The sequence below is a fragment of the Rhodococcus sp. SJ-2 genome (assembly GCF_053750035.1).
In genome coordinates this window covers 4,454,138-4,477,293 of the sequence record NZ_CM132340.1, presented here as the reverse complement: position 1 = coordinate 4,477,293, position 23,156 = coordinate 4,454,138, and the positions used below count along the sequence as shown (strand labels likewise).

Genomic DNA, 23,156 nt, shown 5'->3' with positions numbered 1-23,156 from the left:
CCACATGCACACGCTTGCCACCAAGAAGCTCGGCGACCTCGTCGGTGTGGAAGTGACGGGGGTCGACGTCGATCGCCTGCTGACCGAGGACGGGCTCCCCGCAGCACTACTCGACCTGCTCGAAGAGCACAGCGTCATATTGTTCCGCGACCTGCACATCGACGATCCTGCTCAAGTCGAGTTCTGCCGGAGGTTGGGTGAGCTCGCGCTGTTCCCCAAGTACCGTATCCCGGAAATCATGGAGATCAGCTTCGAGCCCGACAACCCGAACAAGGAGTATTTCGCCAGCAACGACTATTGGCATATCGACGGCGCTCTTGACGCCATCCCGGCAAAGGCGTCGGTTCTGACCGCGCACGTCACAGCGGAGCAGGGTGGTGAGACCGAATTTGCGAGCACCTACGCCGCCTACGAAGCTCTTTCCGACGAAGAGAAGGAGTATTTCGGCACGCTCCGGGTGGTTCACACGTTCGAGGCCATTCAGCGCCTGACATATCCGAACCCGACCGATGACCAGTTGACGGAATGGGCATCGCGCGCCGTGCGTGAACTTCCCCTCGTGTGGGAGCACGAATCCGGCCGGCGGTCACTGGTGTTCGGCGCGACTGCTTCCCACATCGTCGGGATGGACATCGACGAAGGTCGAGCGTTGCTACGTGATCTCGAGAATCGTGCCACCGCACCGGATCTGGTGTATCGACACACCTGGTCGGTCGGCGACACGGTGATCTGGGACAACACCGGGCTCGCGCACCGGGCCTGTGCTTTCGATCGCGAGAAGCCCCGCAGGATGCACCGTTCGACCCTCCTCGGTACCGAGGCGATCAAATGAGTGATCGCACCGCTATCGTGACGGGCGCGGCGTCCGGAATCGGTGAGGCCATCGCCCGGCGTCTCGCTGCCGACGGCAACCTGGTGGCGATCTTCGATATCGACGGCGGCGCAGCAGAGTCCGTCGCCGTATCGATCGCCGGCGCAGGCGGCAAGGCACTCGGTCTGCAGGTAGACGTCACCGATCGCGATGCACTCGAGACGGCTGTCGACGACGTGCGAGCACGGCTGACTCGCCCGACGGTCCTGGTCAACAACGCCGGGATGTCGATCCCGTCCCCGTTTCTGGACATCACCGCCGACGCGTGGCAGAGATCGCTCGCCGTGAACCTCACCGCGACCTTCGACTGCTGCCAACTCGTACTCCCGGACATGATCGACGAGGGGTGGGGGCGCATCGTCAACATTTCCTCGTCGAGTGTGCACAGTGGCTCCCCCGGTCTGTCCCCCTACGTGTCCGCCAAGTCGGGCGTTGTCGGTCTCACGAAGAGTCTGGCGCTCGAATTCGGCAAGCACGGGATTACGGTCAATACGATTCCGCCGGGCTTCATCGATACCCCGATGTTGCGCAGCACCGTCGCCAAGGGCTTCGTCGACCTCGATCTGCAGACCGCCAGGACGCCGGTGGGCAGGATCGGGCAGCCCGAGGAAATCGCCGCTACATGTGCGTTCCTGGTGAGCGACGAAGCCGGCTACATCACCGGGCAGATGATCGGCGTCAACGGCGGACGCAACACCTGACCTGTCCGCCGCTCACCCACGAACTCGAGGACACGCATCATGCCCCGGATACCACCTCTCCCCGAAAACGATTGGACCGAGGAGATCGCAACGTACATGAGCGGTTTCCGATCGGCCGTAGCGAGCGCCACCGACGAAGACAACAGGCAGCCGGGCACGAATCTGCTCGGTACCCTGGCACAGCATCCTTCGCTGGCGATGGCGTTCCTGAGTTTCAACCGGCACCTGCTGGCCCACTCCACCCTGTCGGTCCGGCACCGGGAACTTCTCGTTCTTCGCATCGCTCACCTCCGCCGCGCGGAGTACGAATGGGCCCAGCACGTCATCCTCGCCGAGCGAGCAGGCATCACCGCCGACGAGATCGCCCGCATCGAAGAAGGACCCGACACAGACGGCTGGCCGCCGATCGAGCGGGCACTGCTGACCGCCACCGACGAGCTGATCGGCGACGGCGCGATCGGCGACGATACGTGGGCTGTGCTCGCGGGCGAGTTCGACCGTCAGCAGCTGATGGATGTCGTGTTCACCGTGGGCTGCTACTCGATGCTCGCGACCGCGCTGCGCTCGTTCGGGGTCCGACCCGAACCCGGCCTCGTTCCGTATCTGCCCAACCATCCTGTTTCCTCCCGCGATTGATTCGAGAAAGTGGGACGTACCCGTGAAGAAGCGACATGTCGGCGTCATCGCTGCGATTGCTGCACTTGCCTTGTCGGCATGCAGCTCCGACGGCGGAGACGACAGCGCCGGAGCCACTCCCACCGGCGACCCGATCGTCATCGGCGCGCTGGCCCCGATCAAAGGGGCGTCCGCGTATCCGCAGACCGCGTACGGTCTCGAAGCCGGCGTGCACTATGTCAACGAGATGCTCGGAGGTATCGACGGGCGTCCTCTCGAAGTCGATGTGTGCGGGGGCGACGGCAGTCCCGAGACCGCGATCAGCTGCGCCAACGGCTTCGTCTCGAAGGGTCTGCCGCTCGTGATCGACGCGGTCGACCAGAGTATGGGTGCGGCGGTGCCGATTCTGGCGTCGGCGCAAATCCCTATCGTCGGTACGCTCGCGGGATCATTCGTCGCGGATTCCGCCGAATACGGGCAAGCGTTCTACTTCACCGGGCCGGTGTCTTTCGCTGCGCTCTCGAGCATGTCCGTACTCGACACCATGGGAAAAACGAAGGCTTCGCTCGCCGTGAACGAGTCGCCCACTTCCCACGCGTACGTCGACGATCTGATCATGCCGATCGCCGACAAGATGGGGATCGACGTCAAGGTCCAGTACCCTCCCGCGTCGGGAGCAAACTTGAATGTCGTGGCGGCAACGCAGCTCTCGGATGAACCTGACATGGCCGGCGTCATCGCCCTTCCTGAGGACGGCTGCACCGGCCTGTTCCAGGCGCTGCGCCGGCAGGGTTACGACGACACGATCCTGGCGGGATCATGCTCGCAATTCATCGACGAGATGGGAGCCGACGCCGCAGGCATCGTCACCCAACCTCGGCTGTGGGTGCCTCTCGCCAAGGATGCCGCGCCCGCGGAGGTCCAGGAACAGCTGGACATCTTCGCGGAGTCCATGGATGCGGTCGGGTACGGCGACGAACTCTCCTCGCGCTCGATCTACACATTCGCGGCCCTGGTCAATATCGCGGAGATCCTCTCCGGCTCGGAGGAGATCACCGCGGCCACCGTCACCGACACGTTCAAGGGCCTGAAGGATTTCCCGACCTTCGCCGGACCGACCGTGACATGCGACGGGCAGCAGTGGCCCGGTGTGGCTACCACGTGCAACGCGCAGGCAATTTTCTTCGAGGTGCAGGATGACGGAACTCTCCGGTCGGTGGAGGAAGCCGGATACATCGATCTCGATCCTTCGCTGATGCCCACCTCCTGACAGCACCACGGTGTTCAAGGAGGCCGTTCGACCTCGTTGACGACATACACGCAACGGAGTAGCGCATGAGCACGTATCTGCAGTTCATCGTCCTGGGGTTCGGCCTCGCCGCGGTGTATATCGGCCTCGCCAACGGATTGCTCCTCGTCTATCGCTCGACGGGGATCATCAACTTCGCGCAAGGTGCGACCGCCATGTGGGGCGCGTACGTCTACGCGCAGTTGCTCATCGACGGCACCCTGGTCCTGCCGATCGGCAGTATCGAGTTCGACGAGGCACCGTCGGTACCTGTTGCCCTGGCATTCGGACTGGTGATGGCGGTCCTGCTCGGGGTGGTGACCCACTACGTGGTGTTCAGGCCGGTACGACGTGCACCGGCTCTGGCGCAGGTGGTGGTCTCCGTAGCGCTGATGCTCACTATCCAAGCGCTGGTGGTCATCAGATTCGGGCCGAACAGCATCCCGATCGAATCGATGATCCCCTCCGGATCGATCACGCTGTTCGGCATCTCGGTGTCGTCGGCGGAGGTCGTCATGGTCGCGATCATGGCGGTGTTCTCGGTGCTGGTATGGTCCTATTTCCGCTTCACCAGAGCCGGCGCAGCAACTCGTGCGGCAGCCGAGAACGAGCGGGGCGCCACACTTCTGGGGTTCTCACCGGATCGGCTCGCAGCGATCGCGATGGTCATGGCCTCGGTGGTGAGCACGGTCGGTGTCCTGCTCGGGGCATCCCTGACGGGCCTCAACCCGCTGAACTATTCCCTGCTCGTCGTGCCGGCGCTCGCGGTGCTCCTGGTCGCGCGGATGCAGTCTGTCGCGACGATCGTGATCGCGTCGCTGGTGCTCGGGGCATTCCAGTCGGTGCTCAACCTGCTCGCAGGTGAGAATTGGTGGCCCACGTGGGCGCAGTCCGGCGTCGACCAGGTGGTGCCGTTCTTCGTGGTCATCGTCGTATTGTTCGTCTTCGGCGGACGATTGCCCTCGCGTGGGTCGCTGCAGACCATCAAGCTGCCGGACGTGGCGATACCTCGTTTCCGTCCGATCCCTGCCGCGCTCGTGATCGTGGCGACCGGTGTACTCCTCGCGGTGTCGTCCGGTACCTATCGGTTCGGTCTGACGTACTCGATCATCCTGATGTTGTTGGCGCTGTCGTACGTGGTCATCACCGGCTACCTCGGCCAGATCTCACTGGCTCAGGCGGCGTTCGCCGGTGCGGCGGGGTTCACGCTCTCGAAGGTGACGACGAACTGGAACATGCCGTTCCCGATTGCGCTTGTCTTCTGCTCGCTCGTGGCCGCTCTGCTCGGCATGCTGGTCGCATTACCTGCCTTCCGGATTCGTGGTGCGCAGCTGGCCATCGTCACCATCGCTGCAGCACTGGCGATCGAGCGGTTCATCTTCAACAACTACAGTCTCACGCCGCCGTCGGGGAATCCGATCGCGAATCCCACACTGTTCGGTCTGAACCTCGGGGTACGCGAGGGCAGCGACATCGCACGACTGTCGTTCTCGTTCACGGTCCTGATCGTCGCGGCGATCGTCGTGTGGGCATTCATCCGGATCGCCTCGGGCGACACCGGACGCACCTTCCTCGCGGTACGGGCAAACGAGCGGGCCGCCGCGGCCGCCGGGATCGACGTTCGGCTGACCAAACTCGTCGGGTTCGGACTGTCCGCGTTCATCGCCGGAGTCGCCGGCTGCCTCATCGGATTCAGCGCCGGCCAGCTCTCGGCCGAGTCGTTCACCGTGTTCGTCGGGCTGCAGGTGCTGGCGGTCGCCTATCTCGGCGGCATCACCTCTTTCAGTGGTGCGGCGATCGCGGGTGTCATCGGTCCGCTGGGGATCGTCTACGTGCTGGTGCACAACGTCTTCGAGCTGGGCGATTACTACGCTCTGATCTCCGGTATCGCGCTGATCATCACTGCGATCATGAATCCGATCGGAATCGCCGGCGAGGCAGGCAGACTCAGCGCACTGCTACGTGCCAGGCTGCACGGCCCTGCGCCCGCAACAGATTCTACGGTCTCCGAAACCGGCGACAAGGTGGACCACGGGAAGGTGGCGGTGGCAGATGTCCGATGACGTACAGGGCGGCTTGTCGGCCAGGGGCATCACCGTGCGCTACGGCGGTGTCGTGGCGAACGAGAATGTGACGCTGGAGGTCCACCCAGGCGAGATCGTCGGCCTGATCGGACCGAACGGCGCCGGTAAGACGACGTTCGTCGACGCGGTCACCGGATTCATCGACTACGACGGAACGATCACCCTCGACGACACACCGATGAACGGTCTCCCGCCACATCAGCGTCGTCGCACGGGCCTTTCGCGCACGTGGCAGTCGGGCGAGCTCTTCCCGAACCTGAGCGTGAACCAGAATGTCGTCGCGGCAATGCGGCCGGGCGGTGTCGCGACGCTGTGGCGCGACCTGGTCGGGCGTCGGAGGGGTGGCAGCAACGAGGTCGTGGACGCAACGCTGCGAGCGGTCGGGCTCGGCGACGTCGGGAACACCCTCGCACGGGATCTCACGCTCGGGCAACAGAAACTCGTCGGTGTCGCGCGGGCACTCGTCGGAAATTGTCGTGTCCTTCTGCTGGACGAGCCCGCTGCGGGGCTCGACAGTCAGGAGAGTGTCGAGTTCGCAGAGCGCATCCGGGCGGTGGTACAGGATGGGCCTGGTGCGCTGCTGATCGACCATGACATGTCTCTGGTTTTGGGCGTATGCGATCGCATCTGTGTCCTCGAGTTCGGCAAGGTCATTTTCTCGGGAACTCCCGAGCAAGCCAGAAAGGATCCCGCCGTGATCGCTGCATATCTGGGCGCACCGATGGAGACCGCCCATGGCTGACGCTGGCCCCACCGAAGGCCCGGTGCTCACCGCAAAGTCCTTGACAGCCGGATACAACGGCGTCGTCGCGGTCACCGACGTGAACCTCGCGGTCACGGCCGGGGAAGTACTCTCGATTCTGGGACCCAACGGCGCGGGAAAGACCACCACCCTGCTGTCGCTCGCCGGATTGCTCCCCGTGATGAACGGGCGGGTGACCGTATTGGGCGAGCCGGTCGACAGCGGGCGGCCCTACCGAATGGCGCGCAGAGGCATGCGGTTCGTGCCCGACGACCGCGGCCTCTTCTCCTCCATGACGGTGCGTGAGCACCTCCGGTTGGCCCGGCGTCGGCCCGACAAGGACCGCGAACGCATGGTCTTCGACAGGTTCCCGGCCCTGGCGAACCTGCAATCGAGGACTGTCGGGCTACTGTCCGGTGGTGAGCAGCAGATGCTCGCGATCGCAGTGGCACTCCTGGCCGAACCGCGGTTGCTCATGGTCGACGAGCTGAGTCTGGGATTGGCGCCGATGATCGTCGAGCAGATGCTCCCTGCCATCCGCGACCTGGCACGCGCAGAAGGGATCGCCGTCGTGCTCGTCGAACAGCATGTGGGTCTAGCGCTGGCCGTGTCCGACCGGGCAGTGGTGCTCAACCACGGCCGGGTCGTGCTCGAGGGAGAGGCCGGAGCGCTTCTTCGTGAACGCGATCGGGTCGAATCCGCCTACTTCGGTTCCGGCGAATTCGCTGACGAGGAACACGACGGTGTGGACCGTCAGAGCATGGTCTAGGCCTCCGCGGCAAGCTGCCCGCAGGCTGCGGCGATTTCCTGGCCGCGGGTGTCGCGTACGGTGCAGGAGACCCCCTGAGCGATGACGCGGCGGACGAATTCCCGCTCGACAGGTTTGGGACTGGCGTCCCATTCGCTGCCCGGGGTGGGATTGAGCGGGATCAGGTTGACGTGCACGAGCGGGCCGAGGGCCTTGCGCAGCTTCTTGCCCAGCATGTCGGCGCGCCACGGCTGATCGTTCACGTCGCGGATCAACGCGTACTCGATCGAGACCCGGCGGCCGGTCTTGTCGGCGTAGTACCGGGCAGCACTGAGAACTTCGGCGATGGGCCAGCGGTTGTTGACCGGTACGAGGGTGTCGCGGAGTTCGTCGTCGGGGGTGTGCAGCGATACCGCGAGGGTGACGTGCAGGTCCTCGTCGGCGAGCTTGCGGATGGCCGGCGCGAGCCCCACCGTCGAGACCGTGACCGAACGCTGCGACAGTCCGAAGCCTTCGGGTGCGGGCGAGGTGATCCGGCGAACCGCTGCGACGACGCGCTTGTAGTTGGCGAGCGGCTCCCCCATGCCCATGAACACGATGTTCGAGAGTCGACCCGGACCACCGGCGACGTCGCCATCGCGCAGTGCCGCTGCGGCCGCCCGAACTTGATCGACGATCTCGGCGGTGGTCAGGTTCCGGTCGAGGCCGCCCTGCCCCGTCGCGCAGAACGGGCAGGCCATTCCGCACCCGGCCTGACTCGAGATGCACAGGGTCGCGCGTTCCGGGTAGCGCATGAGGACACTCTCGAGGAGAGTTCCGTCACCCGCGCGCCACAGCGTCTTGCGAGTTTCTCCGCCGTCGCACGCGATGTGCTTCACCGCAGACAGAAGCGGGGGAAACAGCGCCGTTCCCACCTTCTCGCGCACGGCCGCGGGGAGATCGGTCATCTTCTCCGGATCGGCCTCCAGCCGGCCGTAGTACTGGCGGGCGATCTGGTCGGCGCGGAAGGCCGGAAGCCCCAGCTCTTTCACGGCCTCACGTCGCTGCGCTGCATCGAGATCAGCGAGGTGCCGCGGGGGCATGCCGCGCTTGGGAGCATCGAAAACCAGGGGCAGAGAGGAAGCCATAATGATCCATTCTCCCATGCTTTGCGACCTGGCTGTTCGATCTGAACTGTGATACTGACCCCGATACCCCTGAATTCGTGCGTCCCTGAAATTCGGACGCCGATAGGGGGAAGATCGGATGATGACCACCCGTATTGCTCCCGAATACGCCAGATCCTGGCTCCTCGTTCCCGGTAATGTGCCGGAACGGTTCGATCCTGCCGCGACCTCCCCGGCCGATGCAGTCGTACTCGACCTCGAGGACGCGATCGCCGACGACGGCAAAGCGGCGGCCCGCACCGAAGTCGTCGAGTGGCTGCGCGACGGAGGCAGCGCATGGGTGCGCATCAACGACGCCACCACGTCGCACTGGTGCGATGACGTCGACGCCCTGACAGGTGTGCCCGGACTCGAAGGTGTCATGCTTGCGAAGGTCGAGAGTGGTCATCAGGTGGACGCCACGGCCGACGCACTGCCGGACGACACCAAGATCCTCGTGCTGATCGAATCTGCCATGGGCCTCGAGGCAGCACCCGAGATCGCCCGTGCCGAAGGTGTGTTCCGGCTGGTGTTCGGCAGTGGCGACTTCCGCCGCGACACCGGAATGAGTGCGGCACCCCTTGCCATGGCGTATCCGCGTTCCCGGCTGGTCGTCACGAGCCGAGCCGCGCGACTCCCCGGACCGATCGACGGCCCGTCCCTGACCGACGATCCCACGATCCTCGAGCAGGAGGCACAGCTGACCCAGTCGATGGGCATGACGGGGAAACTGTGTATGACACCGGATCGGGCGCGGTTCCCGAATGCGGCACTGAGCCCCAGCACCGACGACATCGGCTGGGCCCACACCGTCATCGACCGTCTCGGCGAGGACGGACACGGCGTCAAGGACGGGAGCGATCTACCGAAGTTGGCGCGAGCGAAGAAGATCAAGGAACTCGCCCGCGTGTTCCATCTGCAGGGGACGCACTGAACCCGCCCAATTCGATACCGCGCGGCTTACGCCGGATGTGCAGGCGGTAGCGTACGGCCAAGGTGGTCCCGGGTGTCTCCCGGATCGCGCGCGCCGCAACCTTCGGACCGAACTCGATTCCGAGGACACGCCCCAGGGTGTCACGGTCCGGGAAATTCCATTCGGTGTCGATTCGGCGTAATGAGAATCCCTGGGCGGCGAAGAATGCCTCGACGGCACGTGGACGGTAGTGCGGAAGATCGGCACGCATCCATTCGCCGTACGGGTGCGCTGTCGCGTCGAGATCGATGACCGCGAGTGCGCCGCCCGGGCGAAGGACACGCATGGCCTCGGTGATGCCTGCGCCGCAACCCGGCCCGAAGAAGTACGCGGTGCGGGCGTGGACGAGATCCACCGAGCAGTCCGGTAACGGCAGCTGCGCAGCCGATCCCGGCACGACTCGGACCGCGTCGAGGTGACAGACCCTCCGCCGCGCCGACTCGACGAGCGGAGGGTGTGGTTCGACGCCGGTCACCGACCGGGCCGTCTCCGCGAACATCGGCAGGTGGAACCCGGAACCGCAGCCGACGTCGACGACATCGCAGCCGGCCCAGTCGGCGTCCTCCCTCAACGCCGTGTACACGGCGCCGTGGGAGTCCTGGGCTCGGTTCTCCTCCTCGTAGACCGAAGGCCAGTGCCAGATGTTGGGGCTGGCAATCACGCCTCTGTCGTCGCTTCGATGTCCGTCCATCGGATCTGTGAGCACCGACCTAGACGAAGATCGTGAGGATCAACCAGGTCACGAACGCCGAAGGGAGGATCGAATCGAGCCGGTCCATGATGCCACCGTGTCCGGGCAGAAGTGTGCCCATGTCCTTGATACCGAGGTCGCGCTTGACCTGTGATTCGATCAGATCACCGGCTGTAGCAGTCAACACGAGCACGACGCCGAGGACCGCACCGATCCACCACTGTCCGTCGAGCAGGAACATGACGGTGAGGATTCCGACTGCGACACACGCGACCAGGGATCCACCGAATCCTTCCCACGATTTCTTGGGACTGATCGCGGGTGCCATTGTGTGCTTGCCGAACAGCACGCCTGCGGCATAGCCACCGATGTCCGAGGCCACACACACGAGCATCAGACAGAACACCCGTGCGGCACCCTGGTCTTCGAGAACCATCAGCGTTGCAAAGGACGCCAGCAGCGGTAACCACGCCACCGTGAACACAGCGACCGCTGTGTCGCGCAGGTAATTGCGCGGCTGTGCGGTAAGTCCGTGATCGAACAGCCTCCAGAGCATGGTCACCACGACAGTCCCCGCGAATGCTCCGAGGACACCGGTGGTTCCGTAGGGCCATCCCAGCCAGATGATTGCCTGGCCACCGAGCAGCAGCGGAAGGCGCGGTACGAGCACGTTCGCCTCGCGCAGACGCTTGGTGACTTCCCACGTTGCGATCGCGATCGCGGCCGCAACCACACCGAGCCAGGCTGTGGGAGCGAACAGCAGAATGACGATGACGAGCGCGCCGAGACCGGCCCCCACCGCTACTGCAGCAGGGAGGTCGCGGCCTGCACGTGACGTCTTGACGGGCACTGTCGCGGTGTCGGGCGGTGATGCTGCTCCAGCAGCGGCGACGTCGGAGGTGTCTCCGGCGTCGAGTGGAAGCTCCGGGTCGGGAGACCCGTCGGCTCTGCCCACCGTCAGACCTCCATCAACTCGGCTTCCTTGTGCTTGACCAGCTCATCGATCTGCGCCACGTACTTCGCCGTGGTCTTGTCGAGCTCCTTTTCCGCGCGGCCGACCTCGTCCTCGCCTGCTTCGCCGTCCTTCTGGATGCGGCCGAGTTCTTCCATCGCCTTGCGGCGCACGTTCCGCAGAGCGACCTTCGAGTCTTCACCCTTGGACTTCGCCTGCTTGACGAGCTCGCGGCGGCGCTCTTCGGTGAGCTGCGGCACCGAGATTCGGATGATGTTGCCGTCGTTGGTGGGGTTGACCCCGAGATCCGAGTTGCGGATAGCGGTTTCGATCGCACCGAGCTGCGAAGCCTCGTACGGCTTGATGATGACCATCCGTGCCTCGGGCACGTTGATGCTGGCGATCTGAGTCACCGGGGTCGGCGATCCGTAGTAGTCGACGACGATCCGGTTGAACATTCCCGCGTTCGCGCGGCCGGTCCGGATACCGCCGAGATCGTCCTTGGCCACCGTGATGGCCTTCTCCATCTTCTCCTCTGCCTCGAAGAGAGCTTCATCGATCACGGCAGTTCCTCCATGTTCCGTTGTCCAATCATGACCGTACGAGCGTTCCGATCTTCTCACCGGCGACAGCACGAGCGATATTGCCCTTGGTCAGCAGATTGAAGACCATGATCGGCATGGCATTGTCCATGCACAGGCTGAACGCGGTCGCATCCGCGACCTTGAGGCCGTTCTCGATGACCTCACGATGGGTGACCTCCTCGTACAACTCGGCATCGGGATCGACGCGAGGATCCGCGGAGTAGATTCCGTCGACTGCTTTGGCCATGAGAACGACATCGGCACCGATCTCGAGGGCACGCTGTGCGGCGGTGGTATCGGTGGAGAAGTAGGGCATACCCATACCCGCGCCGAAGATGACGACTCGGCCCTTCTCGAGGTGCCGTCGTGCACGAAGCGGGAGATAAGGCTCTGCGACCTGACCCATCGTGATCGCCGTCTGCACCCGAGTGTCGATACCTTGTTTCTCGAGGAAGTCCTGGAGCGCGAGAGAGTTCATGACGGTGCCCAGCATGCCCATGTAGTCCGAGCGGGCGCGCTCGAGTCCACGCTGCTGAAGCTCCGCGCCCCGAAAGAAGTTGCCGCCGCCGATGACCACGGCGACCTCGACGCCGCTACGCACGACCTCGGCGATCTGCTGCGCGACAGTCGTCACGACATCGGGGTCCAGGCCGACCTTGCCGCCACCGAACATCTCGCCGCCGAGTTTGAGAAGCACCCGGCGGAAACCGGGCCGATCGTGGGCAGGCTCGGACATGACTCTCCTCTGGTTGCGCATGAATCGGCCCTTTCATCCTGCCTCATTCACCCGGTGGAACCGAGACCGGGAGCGAGGCTACACGCTGCGGTCACCGCCGGAGGCCGGTCGACCGGAGGCGCCGGACACGCCACGACCCCGCCGGCAAGAGCCGACGGGGTCGATCGGTCCGTGGACTAGCTGGCGCCGACCTCGAACCGCACGAAGCGGGTCACGGTGGCTCCGGCGTCGTCGAGGATCGCCTTGACGGTCTTCTTCGAATCCGTCACTGACGACTGCTCGAGGAGCACGACGTCCTTGAAGAAGCCGTTCACGCGGCCTTCGACGATCTTCGGCAGAGCCTGCTCCGGCTTGCCTTCCTCTTTTGCGGTCTCCTCGGCGATACGACGCTCGCCTGCGACGATCTCCTCGGGAACCTCGTCACGGGTGGTGTACTTCGCCTTGAGCGCAGCAATCTGCATGGCGGCACTCTTGGCAGCCTCGGCTGCGGCGTCCCCCTCGCCGGTGTACTCGACGAGCACGCCGACGGCGGGAGGCAGATCCGAAGCACGCTTGTGCAGGTAGACCGACACCTGGCCGTCGAACGCGGCGACGCGACGGATCTCGAGCTTCTCGCCGATCTTGGCGGAGAGCTCCTGAACGAGGGTGTCGACGGTCTTACCGTCGACCTCGACGGCCTTGAGTGCATCGACGTCGGCCGGGCGGGCCTTGGAAGCGGCATCGACGATCGTGTTGGCGAGAGCCTGGAATTCGTCGTTCTTCGCGACGAAGTCGGTCTCGGAGTTCAGCTCGACCAGAACGCCGTCCTTGGCGACGACGAGGCCTTCGGCGGTGGAGCGCTCAGCGCGCTTGCCCACGTCCTTGGCACCCTTGATGCGCAGCTGCTCGACGGCCTTGTCGAAGTCGCCGTCGTTGTCGGCGAGAGCATTCTTGCAGTCCAGCATTCCGGAGCCGGTGAGCTCGCGGAGACGCTTGACATCAGCGGCGGTGTAGTTCGCCATCTTGAGCGGGCCTCCTGTGTCTGTGGTGAAAAGTCTCGGGTTGCGGATAGCGCCGCGTTGCGCGGGCCGGGCCGCGATGCAACGGCCCCGACCATGATCTCGCGATCTTCCGGTCGGGGCCGTGCAAACGGATCAGGCCTCGGGGGCTGCGTCCGCGGCGGGTGCTTCCGCTTCGCCAGTGGAGGCGGCCTGCGCGAGCAGTTCCTGCTCCCACTCGGGCAGCGGCTCTGCTGCTGCTGCCTCGGGCTTGGCGTCGGCATCGGCATTCTTGCCTGCGCGGGCCTGGAGGCCCTCGGCCACTGCGGACGCGACGACCTTGGTCAGCAGCGCCGCGGAGCGGATCGCGTCGTCGTTGCCCGGGATCGGGAAGTCGACGAGGTCCGGATCGCAGTTGGTGTCCAGGATGGCGACGACCGGAATGTTCAGCTTGCGAGCTTCACCGACAGCGATGTGTTCCTTGTTGGTGTCGACGACCCAGACGGCCGACGGAACCTTGGCCATGTCACGGATGCCGCCGAGGGTCCGATCGAGCTTGTTCATCTCACGCGTGAGCATGAGGATTTCCTTCTTGGTGCGACCCTCGAAACCACCGGTCTGCTCCATCGCCTCCAGCTCCTTCAGGCGCTGCAGGCGCTTGTGGACGGTGGAGAAGTTGGTGAGCATGCCGCCGAGCCAGCGCTGGTTCACGTACGGCATACCGACGCGGGTGGCTTCTTCGGCGATGGATTCCTGTGCCTGCTTCTTGGTGCCGACGAAAAGGATCGTTCCACCGTGAGCGACGGTCTCCTTGACGAACTCGTACGCCTTGTCGATGTACGTCAGGGTCTGCTGCAGGTCGATGATGTAGATGCCGTTGCGGTCGGTGAAGATGAACCGCTTCATCTTCGGGTTCCAGCGACGAGTCTGGTGTCCGAAGTGGGCGCCGCTGTCGAGCAGCTGCCGCATAGTTACAACAGGCATGCCTGTTTCTCTCTTTCATGTCGGTTGCCGCGGGTGATCTTGCGATCCCCGCCCTGGCGTCCGCATGACCGACGACCCTTGCGGGACCGGCGACGGCCATCTACGGTGCATCCGTATAGACGGAGCGGCACCGATGCGCGGACGCGCGAAGTCGATCTGCGAACACAGACCGCTCGACAATCATACGGCTCCGACGCCTCGAACTGCCAACCGCCTCGTCAGAGCGGTCTCCGGGTCCACTCCTGTGGACAACCGCGAAGTTGTCCACATTCGCCGTTCCGGGCTATCGCGCACGTTGCCCGGGAGCGAGTCTGGGGAGTATGCGAATCACCGCACTTGCGCTACTGGCCAGTGTCGCTTCCCTGATGGGCGCTGCGCCCGCTGCCGCAGACACGTCCTTCGTCTGGCCTCTGGAACCGCGTCCGAAGGTGACCCGGCCGTTCGATCCACCCGCGCAGAACTGGTTGCCCGGCCATCGCGGCGTCGATCTCGCGTCGCACCCTGGCCAGAGGGTGCTCGCGTCAGGCGATGGGATCGTGGCGTTCGCGGGAACCGTCGGGGGCAAACCCGTCGTGTCGATCGATCACCCGGGCGGCCTGCGTACCACTTACGAGCCGGTCACCGCGACGGTGGCGGCGGGTCGTCGAATCTCTGCCGGTGATCCGCTGGGCACGGTCGAACCCGGACACGAGGGCTGCCCTACCGATGCGTGTCTTCATTGGGGCCTGCGCCGCGACCGCACCAGTTACCTCGATCCGCTCCCCCTCGTCGAGCGGCCGGTGATTCGCCTCGAACCGGTGTGACCGCGACGGCGATGCGCGATCCACCAGCGTGCCGTGATCACCACTGCACGGCATGCCGCCCGGTCAACACCGGGAAGTCGTCGGCGACCATCGCCGCGAGTTCGGCGAACGCCCGCCTGGTCGCGGGTCTCAGCAGGTTCAGGTCGATCTCGGCGCCCTCTGCAAGATGCTCGTCGAACGGCACGACCTGGACGGCCCGGCAACGAGCAAGGAAGTGCTCGGTCAGCGCATCGAGGTCGATACTGGAGTTCCCCGGCCGCGGTGAGCTGATCACGACGACCGTGCGATCGACGAGGTCGCTGTAGCCGTGATGTTCGAGCCAGTCCAGTGTGGCGGCGGCGCTGCGGGCACCATCGACAGCCGGCGACCCGACGAGCACGAGAGCATTTGCCAGGTCGAGCACGCCCCCCATCGCGGAGTGCATGATCCCGGTTCCGCAGTCGGTGAGAATGATGTTGTAGTAGACCTGAAGAACATCGATGACGCGACGATAGTCGTCCTCGCTGAAAGCCTCCGAGACCGCCGGATCACGCTCACTGGCAAGCACTTCGAGCCGACTCGGCGCTTGCGAGGTGTGGGCACGCACATCCGAATAACGTTCGATGCGGTCCGCAACCGCGATCAGATCTCGCACTGTCGACTGCGTCTGCTCCGGTATCCGCTGCGCGAGGGTTCCGAAATCCGGGTTGGCGTCGACGGCGATCACGCAGTCGCCGCGCATCGAGGCGAAGGTCGAGCCCAGCCCGATTGTCGTCGTGGTCTTGCCCACGCCGCCCTTGAGTGAGAGCACCGCGATGCGGTAATCGCCGCCGATCGGCTGCCGGATACGCGCGACGAGATCGTCGTGATCCGCTTCCTCCGAGGACGTTCCGGGATCGAACAGCCCCCCGGTGAGCCGATGTACACCGCGCCGCCATCCTCTGCTCGGCGCGCGCCGGGAACGACGGACGAGAACCCCCGACGCGAGGTCGAGGTTCGACGGCTGATGGTCCGGCGCCGTCGTAACGCTCGGAACCTGATCGCGCATGACGTCCGCATCATGGTTTTCGACAGACGCGGCGGGTCCGTGAGCAAGCGCGGGCACCTGGATCGGCTCCGTTGCGAGACCACGCTCCGGTTCCGGCAGAGGCAGAGTCTCGGACACAGGCTCAGGCGCGGGTGCCGGCTCGGGATCCGGCACAGGCTCCGGATCAGGCACAGGCTCCGGGTCAGGCGCGGGTGACGGTTCCAGATCAGACGCGGGCTCAGGAAGACCTTCGGGTTCCTGCACAACCACTACGGGCTCCGGTGCGACCGGCACATGCGGCTCCGGGTCCCGCTCCAGCGGGATCATCGAAAACGGCACCGATGCCGGAGGCGTGATCGAGGCAAGTGTGGAAGAGATCGGCGGTACGCCTGCCGGAGCCGGCAGTACTGCAGCGCCGCCTCCGGGCGGCGACGGGGCTGCCGACGGCGATGTCCCTATGGTCGGGACCGAGCCCGCCACCGGCCCCGTTTGCGGCGCCGGATCTGTGGTGCCTTCTTCCCTCACGCGTGCAGTACTACGACGCAGACCACGTCGCGGCGTGACCGGCGCGGGCCGAACCTCGGGTTCGTCCTGCAACCACGCAGGCAACGCCTGGTCAGACTCGTCTCGTGCCATCCGGATCCCCCGATATCCCCACTGCCGACCGGCTGGACGCTACCAAAAACGAGTCGGGCTGCGTACCCGCAGGCGCGGGCACGGCTCAGGCACGGGGATGCGCCTGCTCGTGGACCGCACGCAGCCGCGCAACCGACACATGCGTGTACAGCTGAGTGGTCGCGAGACTCGAATGACCGAGTACTTCCTGGACGACACGCAGATCGGCACCGCCTTCGAGCAGATGGGTTGCTGCGGTGTGCCGCAGCCCGTGCGGCGCGAGGTCCGGCACACCGGGAACAGCCCCGGCCGCCTCGTGCACCACCGTCCGCACCTGTCGTTGTCCGATGCGACCGCCTCGCTTCCCGAGGAGCAGCGCAGGTCCCGAGGTCGCGGTCGCCAAGGCCGGCCGCCCGGCGGCTACCCACCGTTCGAGCGCATCCGCGGCAGGCAGTCCGTAGGGCACAGTCCTTTCCTTGTCGCCTTTACCCAGCACTCGCACAACGCGGCGTTCTGCGTCCACGTCGTCGAGGTCGAGCCCGCACAGCTCGCCGACGCGGATACCGGTCGCGTACAACAGTTCGACGATCACGCGGTCTCGCAGTGCAAGCGGATGCTCTTCCCGAGCGCCGGACTCCGCAGCCTCCATGACTTCTGCTGCCTGCTCCGCATGTAGAACCGTGGGCAGTGTGCGGCGCGCGCCCGCTGAGGCGAGACGTGTTCCAGGGTCGTGGTCTGCGCGACCAGAGCGGACCAGCCAGGCGGTGAAAGTCCTCACCGACGAAGTGCGCCTTGCAACCGTACTGCGTGCAGCACCGGAGGCGACCTGCCTCGATAGCCACGCCCGCAGCGTCCCGAGGTCGATATCGGACACCCGTGCATCAGGCTTACCTGCTGCGAGATGCTGGAGGAACGAGCGCACGTCCGTCGTATACGCGCGCACGGTGTGCACCGACCGGTTCGACTGCAATGTCAGATGCTCAGCAAAATCGTCGACATGGACGGCAAGCGCAGGAGGCAGCGCCGAGGCCTGATCGTGGTCCATGGGCACCACCGTGCGCGGTGTTCCGGGTCCATGCAAGTCAACGCGCCTCGTTAGAGTTCGTTCGTGAGTAAAACGATCTCTTTGCCGATGCTGTGCGCACTGGCGCTCCTGTCGGCCACAGCGCCGCTGGCGACGGATATGTACCTTCCCGGTCTGCCGATCATGTCCGAGAGTCTCGGCACCTCCACCGTGGGGATTCAGCTCACGTTGACGACATTCATGGCGGGCCTGGGTATCGGCCAGTTGATCACCGGACCCCTCTCCGACGGGTGGGGCCGTCGTCGCCTGCTTGTTCTCGGCACGATCGTGCTCGCAGCAAGTAGCGCCGCGTGCGCGCTGGCACCGACAGTCGAGGTCCTCATCGGTGCGCGTGCGGTCCAGGGTTTCAGTGGAGGCATCGGAATTGTGCTCGCCCGCGCGGTCATCGCAGATCGTACGAGTGGCCACGAATCTGCTCGCTTGTTCAGTTTCATGATGATCATCGGTGGTATCGCGCCCATCGCCGCGCCGATCATCGGTGGTGCACTTCTCGACCCGATCGGCTGGCGAGGTATTTTCTGGGTTCTGACCGGAGCCTCGATCGCGATGCTCGTCGGAGTTCTCGTGTTCATTCCCGAAACACTGCCCCCCGAAAAACGTCACGGCGGCGGGTTCGCAGCGCTTGCGGGCAACTTCGGCTACGTGCTCGGTAACCGCCGGTTCATCGGATATGCCGCGTCATTCGCGCTCGGCTTCGGCGCGATGTTCGCCTACATTTCCGCATCACCATTCGTCGTACAGAACGTACTGGGAATGTCCGCGACTCAATTCTCGCTGGTCTTCGCAGCCAATTCGGTGGGATTGGTGACCGCGAACATCATCAATACCCGGCTGATCGGCCGGTTCGAAGTGCGTGCGCTTCTGCTGTTCGGCGTGGCCCTCATGCTGTCCGCTGGAACACTGCTGTTGATCACGACAGCACTTTTCGGAGCTCACCGCTGGCTTCTTCTTCCACTGCTGTTTGCCGTCGTGTTCAGCCTCGGATTCACGATGGGTAATTCCACAGCGCTCGGACAAGGCCAAGTGCCGTCGGCTGCAGGCACCGGCTCGGCAATCATGGGTGCGTCCCAGTTCGGCCTCGCCGCGATCGTCTCGCCGCTGGTGGGGTTGGGCGGGGAGGACACGGCCGTACCCATGGCGATCGCAATCGTCGCCTCGGCGGGGCTCGCGATGACCGCCCTGCTCACGCTCACCCGCGAGCCCCGCATGTGACCATTCGAAACGGAGCCGGTTCTAGCCGGCCTCGATCTCCGAGAGCTCACGCTTCCAGGTGCGGAAGCCTTCCTCGGTCCTGCCGCGACGCCAGTAACCGGAAATCGACGCGCGCGCCGATGGCACCCCCCGTTCCTTACGCAGATAAGGGCGGATGTGCTTCATGACGGTTTCTGCCTCACCATGCACGAACACCTGGATGTCGCCGTCCGGCCACCGTAGTTCCCGTACCGCAGAAACGAGTGGTGCGTTGCCGTCGATCCGGTCCGGACCGGCATCGCCCGCCGCGACACCTCGATGGAGCCATGTCACGGTCACGCCAGCGGGTGCGATCAGATCGAGTTCGTCGGATTCCCCGGCCACCTCGATGAACACCGCTCCGGATGCATGCGCCGGAAGTGATTCGAGCGCGGCTGCGATCGCGGGGACTGCTGTCTCGTCGCCTGCCAGCAAGTGGAAGTCCGCCGCAGGATCGGGTAGATAGCCCGCTCCGGGCCCCCGGAGCACGACCTCGGTCCCCGGCTGGACGGAGCGCGCCCACGGACCGGCGATCCCTTCGTCGCCGTGGACGACGAAGTCGATCCAGATCTCCTCGGCGGCCCGGTCCACACGGCGCACCGTGTAGGTGCGTACGACTGTGTCGTCTCCCGCGGGCAGCTCGATCTTCACGTAACTGTCGGTTTCGGGACGCGGAGCGAAGTCGGCGAACCCGTCACCTCCGAACACCACTCGAACGAAGTGCTCGGACACGACCTCCGTGCGCAGCACTGTCAGGGTCGACGATTTCGGGGCCTTGGGCGCCACCGCACCTCCTTATTAGGGTTACCTATCCTCAGCGACACTACCCGGTCCTCGACGTCAGGCGCAGCGACCCGACTCCGGCCGACTACGCTCGAGACCATGAGTACCAGCGCGTCCGACATCGCCACCTGGATGATCGACATCATCAACACCGAACGCCGGGTCGGCCAGGCCGACATGGTCGACGCCATCGAATCGAAGTTCGGATCGGAGTGGATCTACGTGGGCGACAGCGGTCACCCCTCGGTCGACCGGACCGTCCTCAAGGAGTTCCGCAAGGCACACCGCGGCGCCGTCAAGTGGCATCGCGAAGACCTTGCCTGGTACATCGACGACAAGCCCGAAACCGGTGCGGCCGAGTCCTCGGCGGCACAGTAGCCACCCAGCACTCACTCGGCCGAGCCGGTTCCCGCCGATAAACCCCTATCTGCCGACTACTCGCGACCACCCGTCCTCGTCACGCTCGACGAGTCCCTCCATCTCCAGCAAGGGCAACGCCGCGCGAACGCGGTCGACCGGAACACCCGCAGATTCCGCGACCGCGATCGGCTCGCACGTGCCCACCGCAGGCAATGCCTCATAGACGAGTGCCAGATCTCCAGAGAGGCCATCGAGCGCCCGAACGAACCGGGCATCCCGGTCGTCGCCGGCTTCGAGGAGTGGACCGCATTCCTCGACGACTTCCCGCGCATTGCCCACCAACCGTGCTTCGCCCTCACGAATCATTCGGTGACATCCCTGCGACGCCGCCGAGGTGACCGGGCCCGGCACCGCCACCACCGGCCGGCCCAGCCGCCGAGCCCACGCCGCCGTGTTACGGGCGCCGCTGCGCCACCCTGCCTCTGCGACCACGGTTCCCGCAGACAACGCCGCGATGAGCCGGTTGCGCGCAAGGAACCGGTACCGCGCGGGGACGGTGCCGGGCGGGTATTCGCTGACCACCAAACCTGATTCGGAGATTCCTCGCAGGAGCTTCGCGTGCGCTGCAGGATAGGCACGGTCCACGCCGCACGCGAGTATCGCAACGGTCGTTCCTCCCACTCCGAGGGCCGCGCGATGTGCCGCGGCATCGATTCCGAAGGCCGCCCCGGATACCACCGTCCACCCGTCGACGGCGAGGTCGCCTGCGATCTCCGCGGTCACGTGCTCGCCGTACCCGCTCGCAGCGCGCGTGCCGACGATCCCGATCGCGCGCTCGACGAGCTCATCGAGCCGCCGTTGCCCCCATACCCACAGTGCCAGCGGCGGCCCCTCCGCATCGGTGGCGGTGTCCAGTTGTTCGAACCCGAGCATCTGCCATGCGGGCCACTCGTCATCGTCCGGAGTGACGAGGCGCCCCCCGGCCCGGTTCAAGCGATCGAGGTCGGTTGCGGCCGTATCGAGATGAACGCGAGCCGCTAGTTTCGCGGTGAGTTCGACTCCGGCCGAACCTTCCCGCAGTGAACGTGCGACCTGCACGACTCCGTGCTCGGCGATCGCCGCGGACACCATCCTCGAAGCACCGAGCGTGACCGTCGAGAGGTACGCCCACGCGTGCCGTCTTTCGTCGCTGTCCGGTGTCGCGCCGACGGACGTCCCACTGGTGGTTCGACAGGTCACGCGGCACCCCGATCCCGGAAGTCGAGTGCGGCGGCCACGTGGATCTCGGTCGGCCGGGAGGCGCCTTCCAAGTCGCATAGAGTCCAGGCAACTCTCAATGCCCTGTCGGCCCCTCGTGCCGTGATCGCACCCTTACGCAGCGCCCACTCCACCGGTTTGACAACCGTGGCAGGCAACCGGAACTTTTGACGAAGGGCCGGCCCCGGAACCTCCGCGTTCGTCGCCCACCCGAAGTCGTTCCACCGCTCTGCCGCAGCGGCACGCGCAGTCGCGACTCGGGTTCGCACATCGTCGGTGCTCTCCCCCGCCTCACCCATCAGCGCACTCGTCGCGACCGATTGCATCCTCACCCGCAGGTCGACACGGTCGAGCAAGGGCCCCGACAGCCGTCCCAGATATCGGCGCCGCGCCGTGGGCACGCACACGCAATCAGCGTCGCGCGCCGGCGCGCACGGGCAGGGATTTGCTGCCAGAACCAGTTGGAATCGGGCGGGATATCGGGCGACGCCGTCTCGGCGAGCAATCCGAACTTCTCCGTCCTCGAGAGGTGTTCGCAATGCTTCGAGAGTCTTTGTTCCCATCTCTGCCACCTCGTCGAGGAACAACACTCCGCGGTGCGCACGACTGACCGCTCCCGGGGTAGCCATGCCCGTGCCACCACCGATGAGCGAAGCCACCGTCGCGGTGTGATGGGGCGCGATGAACGGTGGTTCTGTGACAAGGGGCCGATCCGCCGTGAGGGTGCCTGCCACCGAATGCACCGCAGTCACTTCGAGTGCGTGAGTTTCGTTCAGCTCGGGGAGGATTCCGGGTAGACGCTGGGCCAGCATCGTCTTTCCGATGCCCGGTGGACCGGTGAGCATGAGGTGATGGGCGCCCGCGGCGGCGACCTCGATCGCGCGGCGAGCCTCGTGTTGCCCGACGACTTCGCTGAGGTCGGCGCGGAGCGTTCGTGCGGGCGCCGCCCGCGGATCGGGGCGTTCGAGCGGTCCGTCACCCTGCAGCCACAGCACCACGTCGCGCAGGCTGTCGGCGCCGTACACATCGATCCCCGCGACGAGTGACGCCTCGGTCATCATCGCGGTGGGAACCACTACTCGCGACCATCCGTAGTTCTTCGCCGTGACGACGGCGGGAAGCACTCCCCGGATCGGTCGCAATCGGCCGTCGAGCGCAAGCTCGCCCAGCAGAATCGTTTTCGTCATCGCTTCGAGCGGTACGACATCGGCGGCGTTGAGCACCGCGCATGCGAGAGCCAAATCGTAGACACTGCCCATTTTGGGCAGTGTCGCGGGCGACAGCGCGAGTACCACCTTCGAGTCCGGCCATTTCCCACCGGAGTTGGACACCGCCGCGCGGACGCGGTCACGCGATTCCTGCAGTGCAGTGTCGGGCAGCCCGACCATCTTCACACCCGGCAATCCTCCACCGATGTCGGCCTCGATCTCGACTACGTGTCCGTCGATACCTGCCACGGCCACCGACCAGGCCTTCCCCAGCGCCATCAGAACACCTGCTTGCGGTGGGTGATCTCGGGAGCATTCCCCCGAATCAGCACGACCGTCACGACGTCGACGCGGATACGCTCCCATCGGCGGCCCTGGTCGGCGAGCCACAATCCGGCAAGACGCCGCAACCGCTCCGCTTTGACGCGACTGACGGCCTCGGCGGGCGTACCGTACCCGAACCCGGTTCGGGTTTTGACCTCGACGAACACGAGGACCGCGCCGTCCTGCGCGATCAGGTCCAGCTCGCCGTACCGGCACCGCCAGTTCCGTTCGAGAACCACCATTCCAGTGGACTCGAGGTGTTCTGCGGCAAGGTCCTCCCCGAGGATCCCCACATCTTGATTTCGTCCCATCCCTGTCGCTCCTCCCTGCGTGCACACACTGTGCAGCAGCGAGATCGGGTGAGCGGGCCGTCTACGCCCGATAGTGGAAATCTG

24 protein-coding genes are annotated in these 23,156 nt (G+C 65.3%); 11 read left to right on the top strand and 13 right to left on the bottom strand.

Features of this window, described 5'->3' with window-relative positions; translation table 11 throughout:
* Positions 1–4: 4 nt before the first annotated feature.
* The 7 genes from ACSYG9_RS21010 to ACSYG9_RS20980 all read left to right on the top strand — a co-directional run bounded on the left by ACSYG9_RS21010 (position 5) and on the right by ACSYG9_RS20980 (position 7,070).
* On the top strand, positions 5–832 hold the full coding sequence (locus tag ACSYG9_RS21010; RefSeq protein ID WP_454839794.1) for a TauD/TfdA dioxygenase family protein: 828 nt from the start codon (positions 5–7) through the stop codon (positions 830–832).
* Positions 829–1,572, top strand: a complete 744-nt coding sequence (locus tag ACSYG9_RS21005; RefSeq protein WP_454839792.1) for an SDR family NAD(P)-dependent oxidoreductase — start codon at positions 829–831, stop codon at positions 1,570–1,572. Before ACSYG9_RS21010 ends, ACSYG9_RS21005 begins: the two co-directional genes overlap by 4 nt.
* Before the next feature lie 96 nt (positions 1,573–1,668).
* Positions 1,669–2,208 (top strand): carboxymuconolactone decarboxylase family protein, encoded by a 540-nt coding sequence (locus ACSYG9_RS21000; protein ID WP_440124310.1) that lies wholly within the window; start codon positions 1,669–1,671, stop codon positions 2,206–2,208.
* Between the two features lie 22 nt (positions 2,209–2,230).
* Entirely contained in the window at positions 2,231–3,457 is a 1,227-nt protein-coding gene (locus ACSYG9_RS20995) for an ABC transporter substrate-binding protein (protein WP_440124309.1), read from the top strand.
* A 65-nt stretch (positions 3,458–3,522) separates the two neighbouring features.
* Positions 3,523–5,538, top strand: coding sequence for an ABC transporter permease subunit (locus ACSYG9_RS20990; RefSeq protein WP_440124308.1), 2,016 nt, complete (start codon positions 3,523–3,525; stop codon positions 5,536–5,538).
* Positions 5,528–6,301 carry an ATP-binding cassette domain-containing protein gene (locus ACSYG9_RS20985; protein WP_440124307.1) on the top strand — a complete coding sequence of 258 codons (774 nt, stop codon included), beginning with the start codon at positions 5,528–5,530 and terminating at the stop codon, positions 6,299–6,301. The genes ACSYG9_RS20990 and ACSYG9_RS20985 overlap by 11 nt, the downstream gene beginning before the upstream one ends.
* Positions 6,294–7,070, top strand: a complete 777-nt coding sequence (locus tag ACSYG9_RS20980) for an ATP-binding cassette domain-containing protein (RefSeq protein ID WP_440124306.1) — start codon at positions 6,294–6,296, stop codon at positions 7,068–7,070. The genes ACSYG9_RS20985 and ACSYG9_RS20980 overlap by 8 nt, the downstream gene beginning before the upstream one ends.
* Here ACSYG9_RS20980 and rlmN read toward each other — a convergent pair.
* Positions 7,067–8,176 (bottom strand): 23S rRNA (adenine(2503)-C(2))-methyltransferase RlmN, encoded by a 1,110-nt coding sequence (gene rlmN, locus ACSYG9_RS20975; RefSeq protein ID WP_440124305.1) that lies wholly within the window; start codon positions 8,174–8,176, stop codon positions 7,067–7,069. The genes ACSYG9_RS20980 and rlmN overlap by 4 nt on opposite strands.
* Positions 8,177–8,297: 121 nt before the next feature.
* On the opposite strand from rlmN, the gene ACSYG9_RS20970 reads away from it, so the two are divergent.
* Positions 8,298–9,128 carry an aldolase/citrate lyase family protein gene (locus ACSYG9_RS20970; RefSeq protein ID WP_440127746.1) on the top strand — a complete coding sequence of 277 codons (831 nt, stop codon included), beginning with the start codon at positions 8,298–8,300 and terminating at the stop codon, positions 9,126–9,128.
* Here ACSYG9_RS20970 and ACSYG9_RS20965 read toward each other — a convergent pair.
* The 6 genes from ACSYG9_RS20965 to rpsB form a co-directional block, all read right to left on the bottom strand.
* Positions 9,085–9,858 carry a methyltransferase domain-containing protein gene (locus ACSYG9_RS20965; protein WP_440127745.1) on the bottom strand — a complete coding sequence of 258 codons (774 nt, stop codon included), beginning with the start codon at positions 9,856–9,858 and terminating at the stop codon, positions 9,085–9,087. The two genes, ACSYG9_RS20970 and ACSYG9_RS20965, sit on opposite strands and share 44 nt — an antisense overlap.
* A 19-nt stretch (positions 9,859–9,877) precedes the next feature.
* On the bottom strand, positions 9,878–10,813 hold the full coding sequence (locus ACSYG9_RS20960; protein WP_440124304.1) for a phosphatidate cytidylyltransferase: 936 nt from the start codon (positions 10,811–10,813) through the stop codon (positions 9,878–9,880).
* Between the two features lie 2 nt (positions 10,814–10,815).
* The gene (frr, locus tag ACSYG9_RS20955) at positions 10,816–11,373 is read right to left on the bottom strand and encodes a ribosome recycling factor (RefSeq protein WP_440124303.1); all 558 of its coding nucleotides are present in this window, start codon (positions 11,371–11,373) and stop codon (positions 10,816–10,818) included.
* Positions 11,374–11,401: 28 nt separating this feature from the next.
* Positions 11,402–12,130 carry a UMP kinase gene (pyrH, locus tag ACSYG9_RS20950; protein ID WP_440124302.1) on the bottom strand — a complete coding sequence of 243 codons (729 nt, stop codon included), beginning with the start codon at positions 12,128–12,130 and terminating at the stop codon, positions 11,402–11,404.
* A gap of 176 nt (positions 12,131–12,306) precedes the next feature.
* Entirely contained in the window at positions 12,307–13,131 is an 825-nt protein-coding gene (gene tsf, locus ACSYG9_RS20945) for a translation elongation factor Ts (RefSeq protein ID WP_440124301.1), read from the bottom strand.
* 132 nt (positions 13,132–13,263) lie between these two features.
* Positions 13,264–14,091, bottom strand: coding sequence for a 30S ribosomal protein S2 (gene rpsB, locus ACSYG9_RS20940; protein ID WP_440124300.1), 828 nt, complete (start codon positions 14,089–14,091; stop codon positions 13,264–13,266).
* 320 nt (positions 14,092–14,411) lie between these two features.
* Here rpsB and ACSYG9_RS20935 point away from each other — a divergent pair, with 320 nt between their 5' ends.
* Entirely contained in the window at positions 14,412–14,894 is a 483-nt protein-coding gene (locus ACSYG9_RS20935) for a M23 family metallopeptidase (protein ID WP_454839787.1), read from the top strand.
* Between the two features lie 37 nt (positions 14,895–14,931).
* On the opposite strand, the gene ACSYG9_RS20930 is transcribed toward ACSYG9_RS20935, so the two are convergent.
* Positions 14,932–16,536, bottom strand: a complete 1,605-nt coding sequence (locus tag ACSYG9_RS20930) for a MinD/ParA family ATP-binding protein (RefSeq protein WP_454839785.1) — start codon at positions 16,534–16,536, stop codon at positions 14,932–14,934.
* Between the two features lie 85 nt (positions 16,537–16,621).
* Positions 16,622–17,560, bottom strand: coding sequence for a tyrosine recombinase (locus tag ACSYG9_RS20925; RefSeq protein WP_440124296.1), 939 nt, complete (start codon positions 17,558–17,560; stop codon positions 16,622–16,624).
* 87 nt (positions 17,561–17,647) lie between these two features.
* Here ACSYG9_RS20925 and ACSYG9_RS20920 point away from each other — a divergent pair, with 87 nt between their 5' ends.
* Entirely contained in the window at positions 17,648–18,811 is a 1,164-nt protein-coding gene (locus ACSYG9_RS20920; protein ID WP_454843013.1) for a multidrug effflux MFS transporter, read from the top strand.
* A 21-nt stretch (positions 18,812–18,832) separates the two neighbouring features.
* Here the strand turns inward: ACSYG9_RS20920 and ACSYG9_RS20915 are convergent, their stop codons facing one another.
* Complete coding sequence (locus tag ACSYG9_RS20915) at positions 18,833–19,615, bottom strand: siderophore-interacting protein (RefSeq protein WP_454839783.1); 783 nt, start codon at positions 19,613–19,615, stop codon at positions 18,833–18,835.
* 96 nt (positions 19,616–19,711) lie between these two features.
* Between ACSYG9_RS20915 and ACSYG9_RS20910 the strand changes: the two genes are divergently transcribed.
* Complete coding sequence (locus ACSYG9_RS20910) at positions 19,712–19,990, top strand: DUF6953 family protein (RefSeq protein ID WP_440124294.1); 279 nt, start codon at positions 19,712–19,714, stop codon at positions 19,988–19,990.
* 45 nt (positions 19,991–20,035) lie between these two features.
* Here the strand turns inward: ACSYG9_RS20910 and dprA are convergent, their stop codons facing one another.
* The 3 genes from dprA to ACSYG9_RS20895 are packed head-to-tail and all read right to left on the bottom strand — an operon-like array spanning position 20,036 to position 23,072.
* The gene (dprA, locus tag ACSYG9_RS20905; protein WP_454839782.1) at positions 20,036–21,211 is read right to left on the bottom strand and encodes a DNA-processing protein DprA; all 1,176 of its coding nucleotides are present in this window, start codon (positions 21,209–21,211) and stop codon (positions 20,036–20,038) included.
* A complete protein-coding gene (locus ACSYG9_RS20900; RefSeq protein WP_440124292.1) occupies positions 21,208–22,716 on the bottom strand; it encodes a YifB family Mg chelatase-like AAA ATPase in 1,509 nt (502 codons plus the stop codon). The genes dprA and ACSYG9_RS20900 overlap by 4 nt, the downstream gene beginning before the upstream one ends.
* Positions 22,716–23,072: a YraN family protein gene (locus ACSYG9_RS20895; protein WP_440124291.1), complete on the bottom strand. Its 357-nt coding sequence runs from the start codon at positions 23,070–23,072 to the stop codon at positions 22,716–22,718. The genes ACSYG9_RS20900 and ACSYG9_RS20895 overlap by 1 nt, the downstream gene beginning before the upstream one ends.
* Positions 23,073–23,156: the final 84 nt, after the last annotated feature.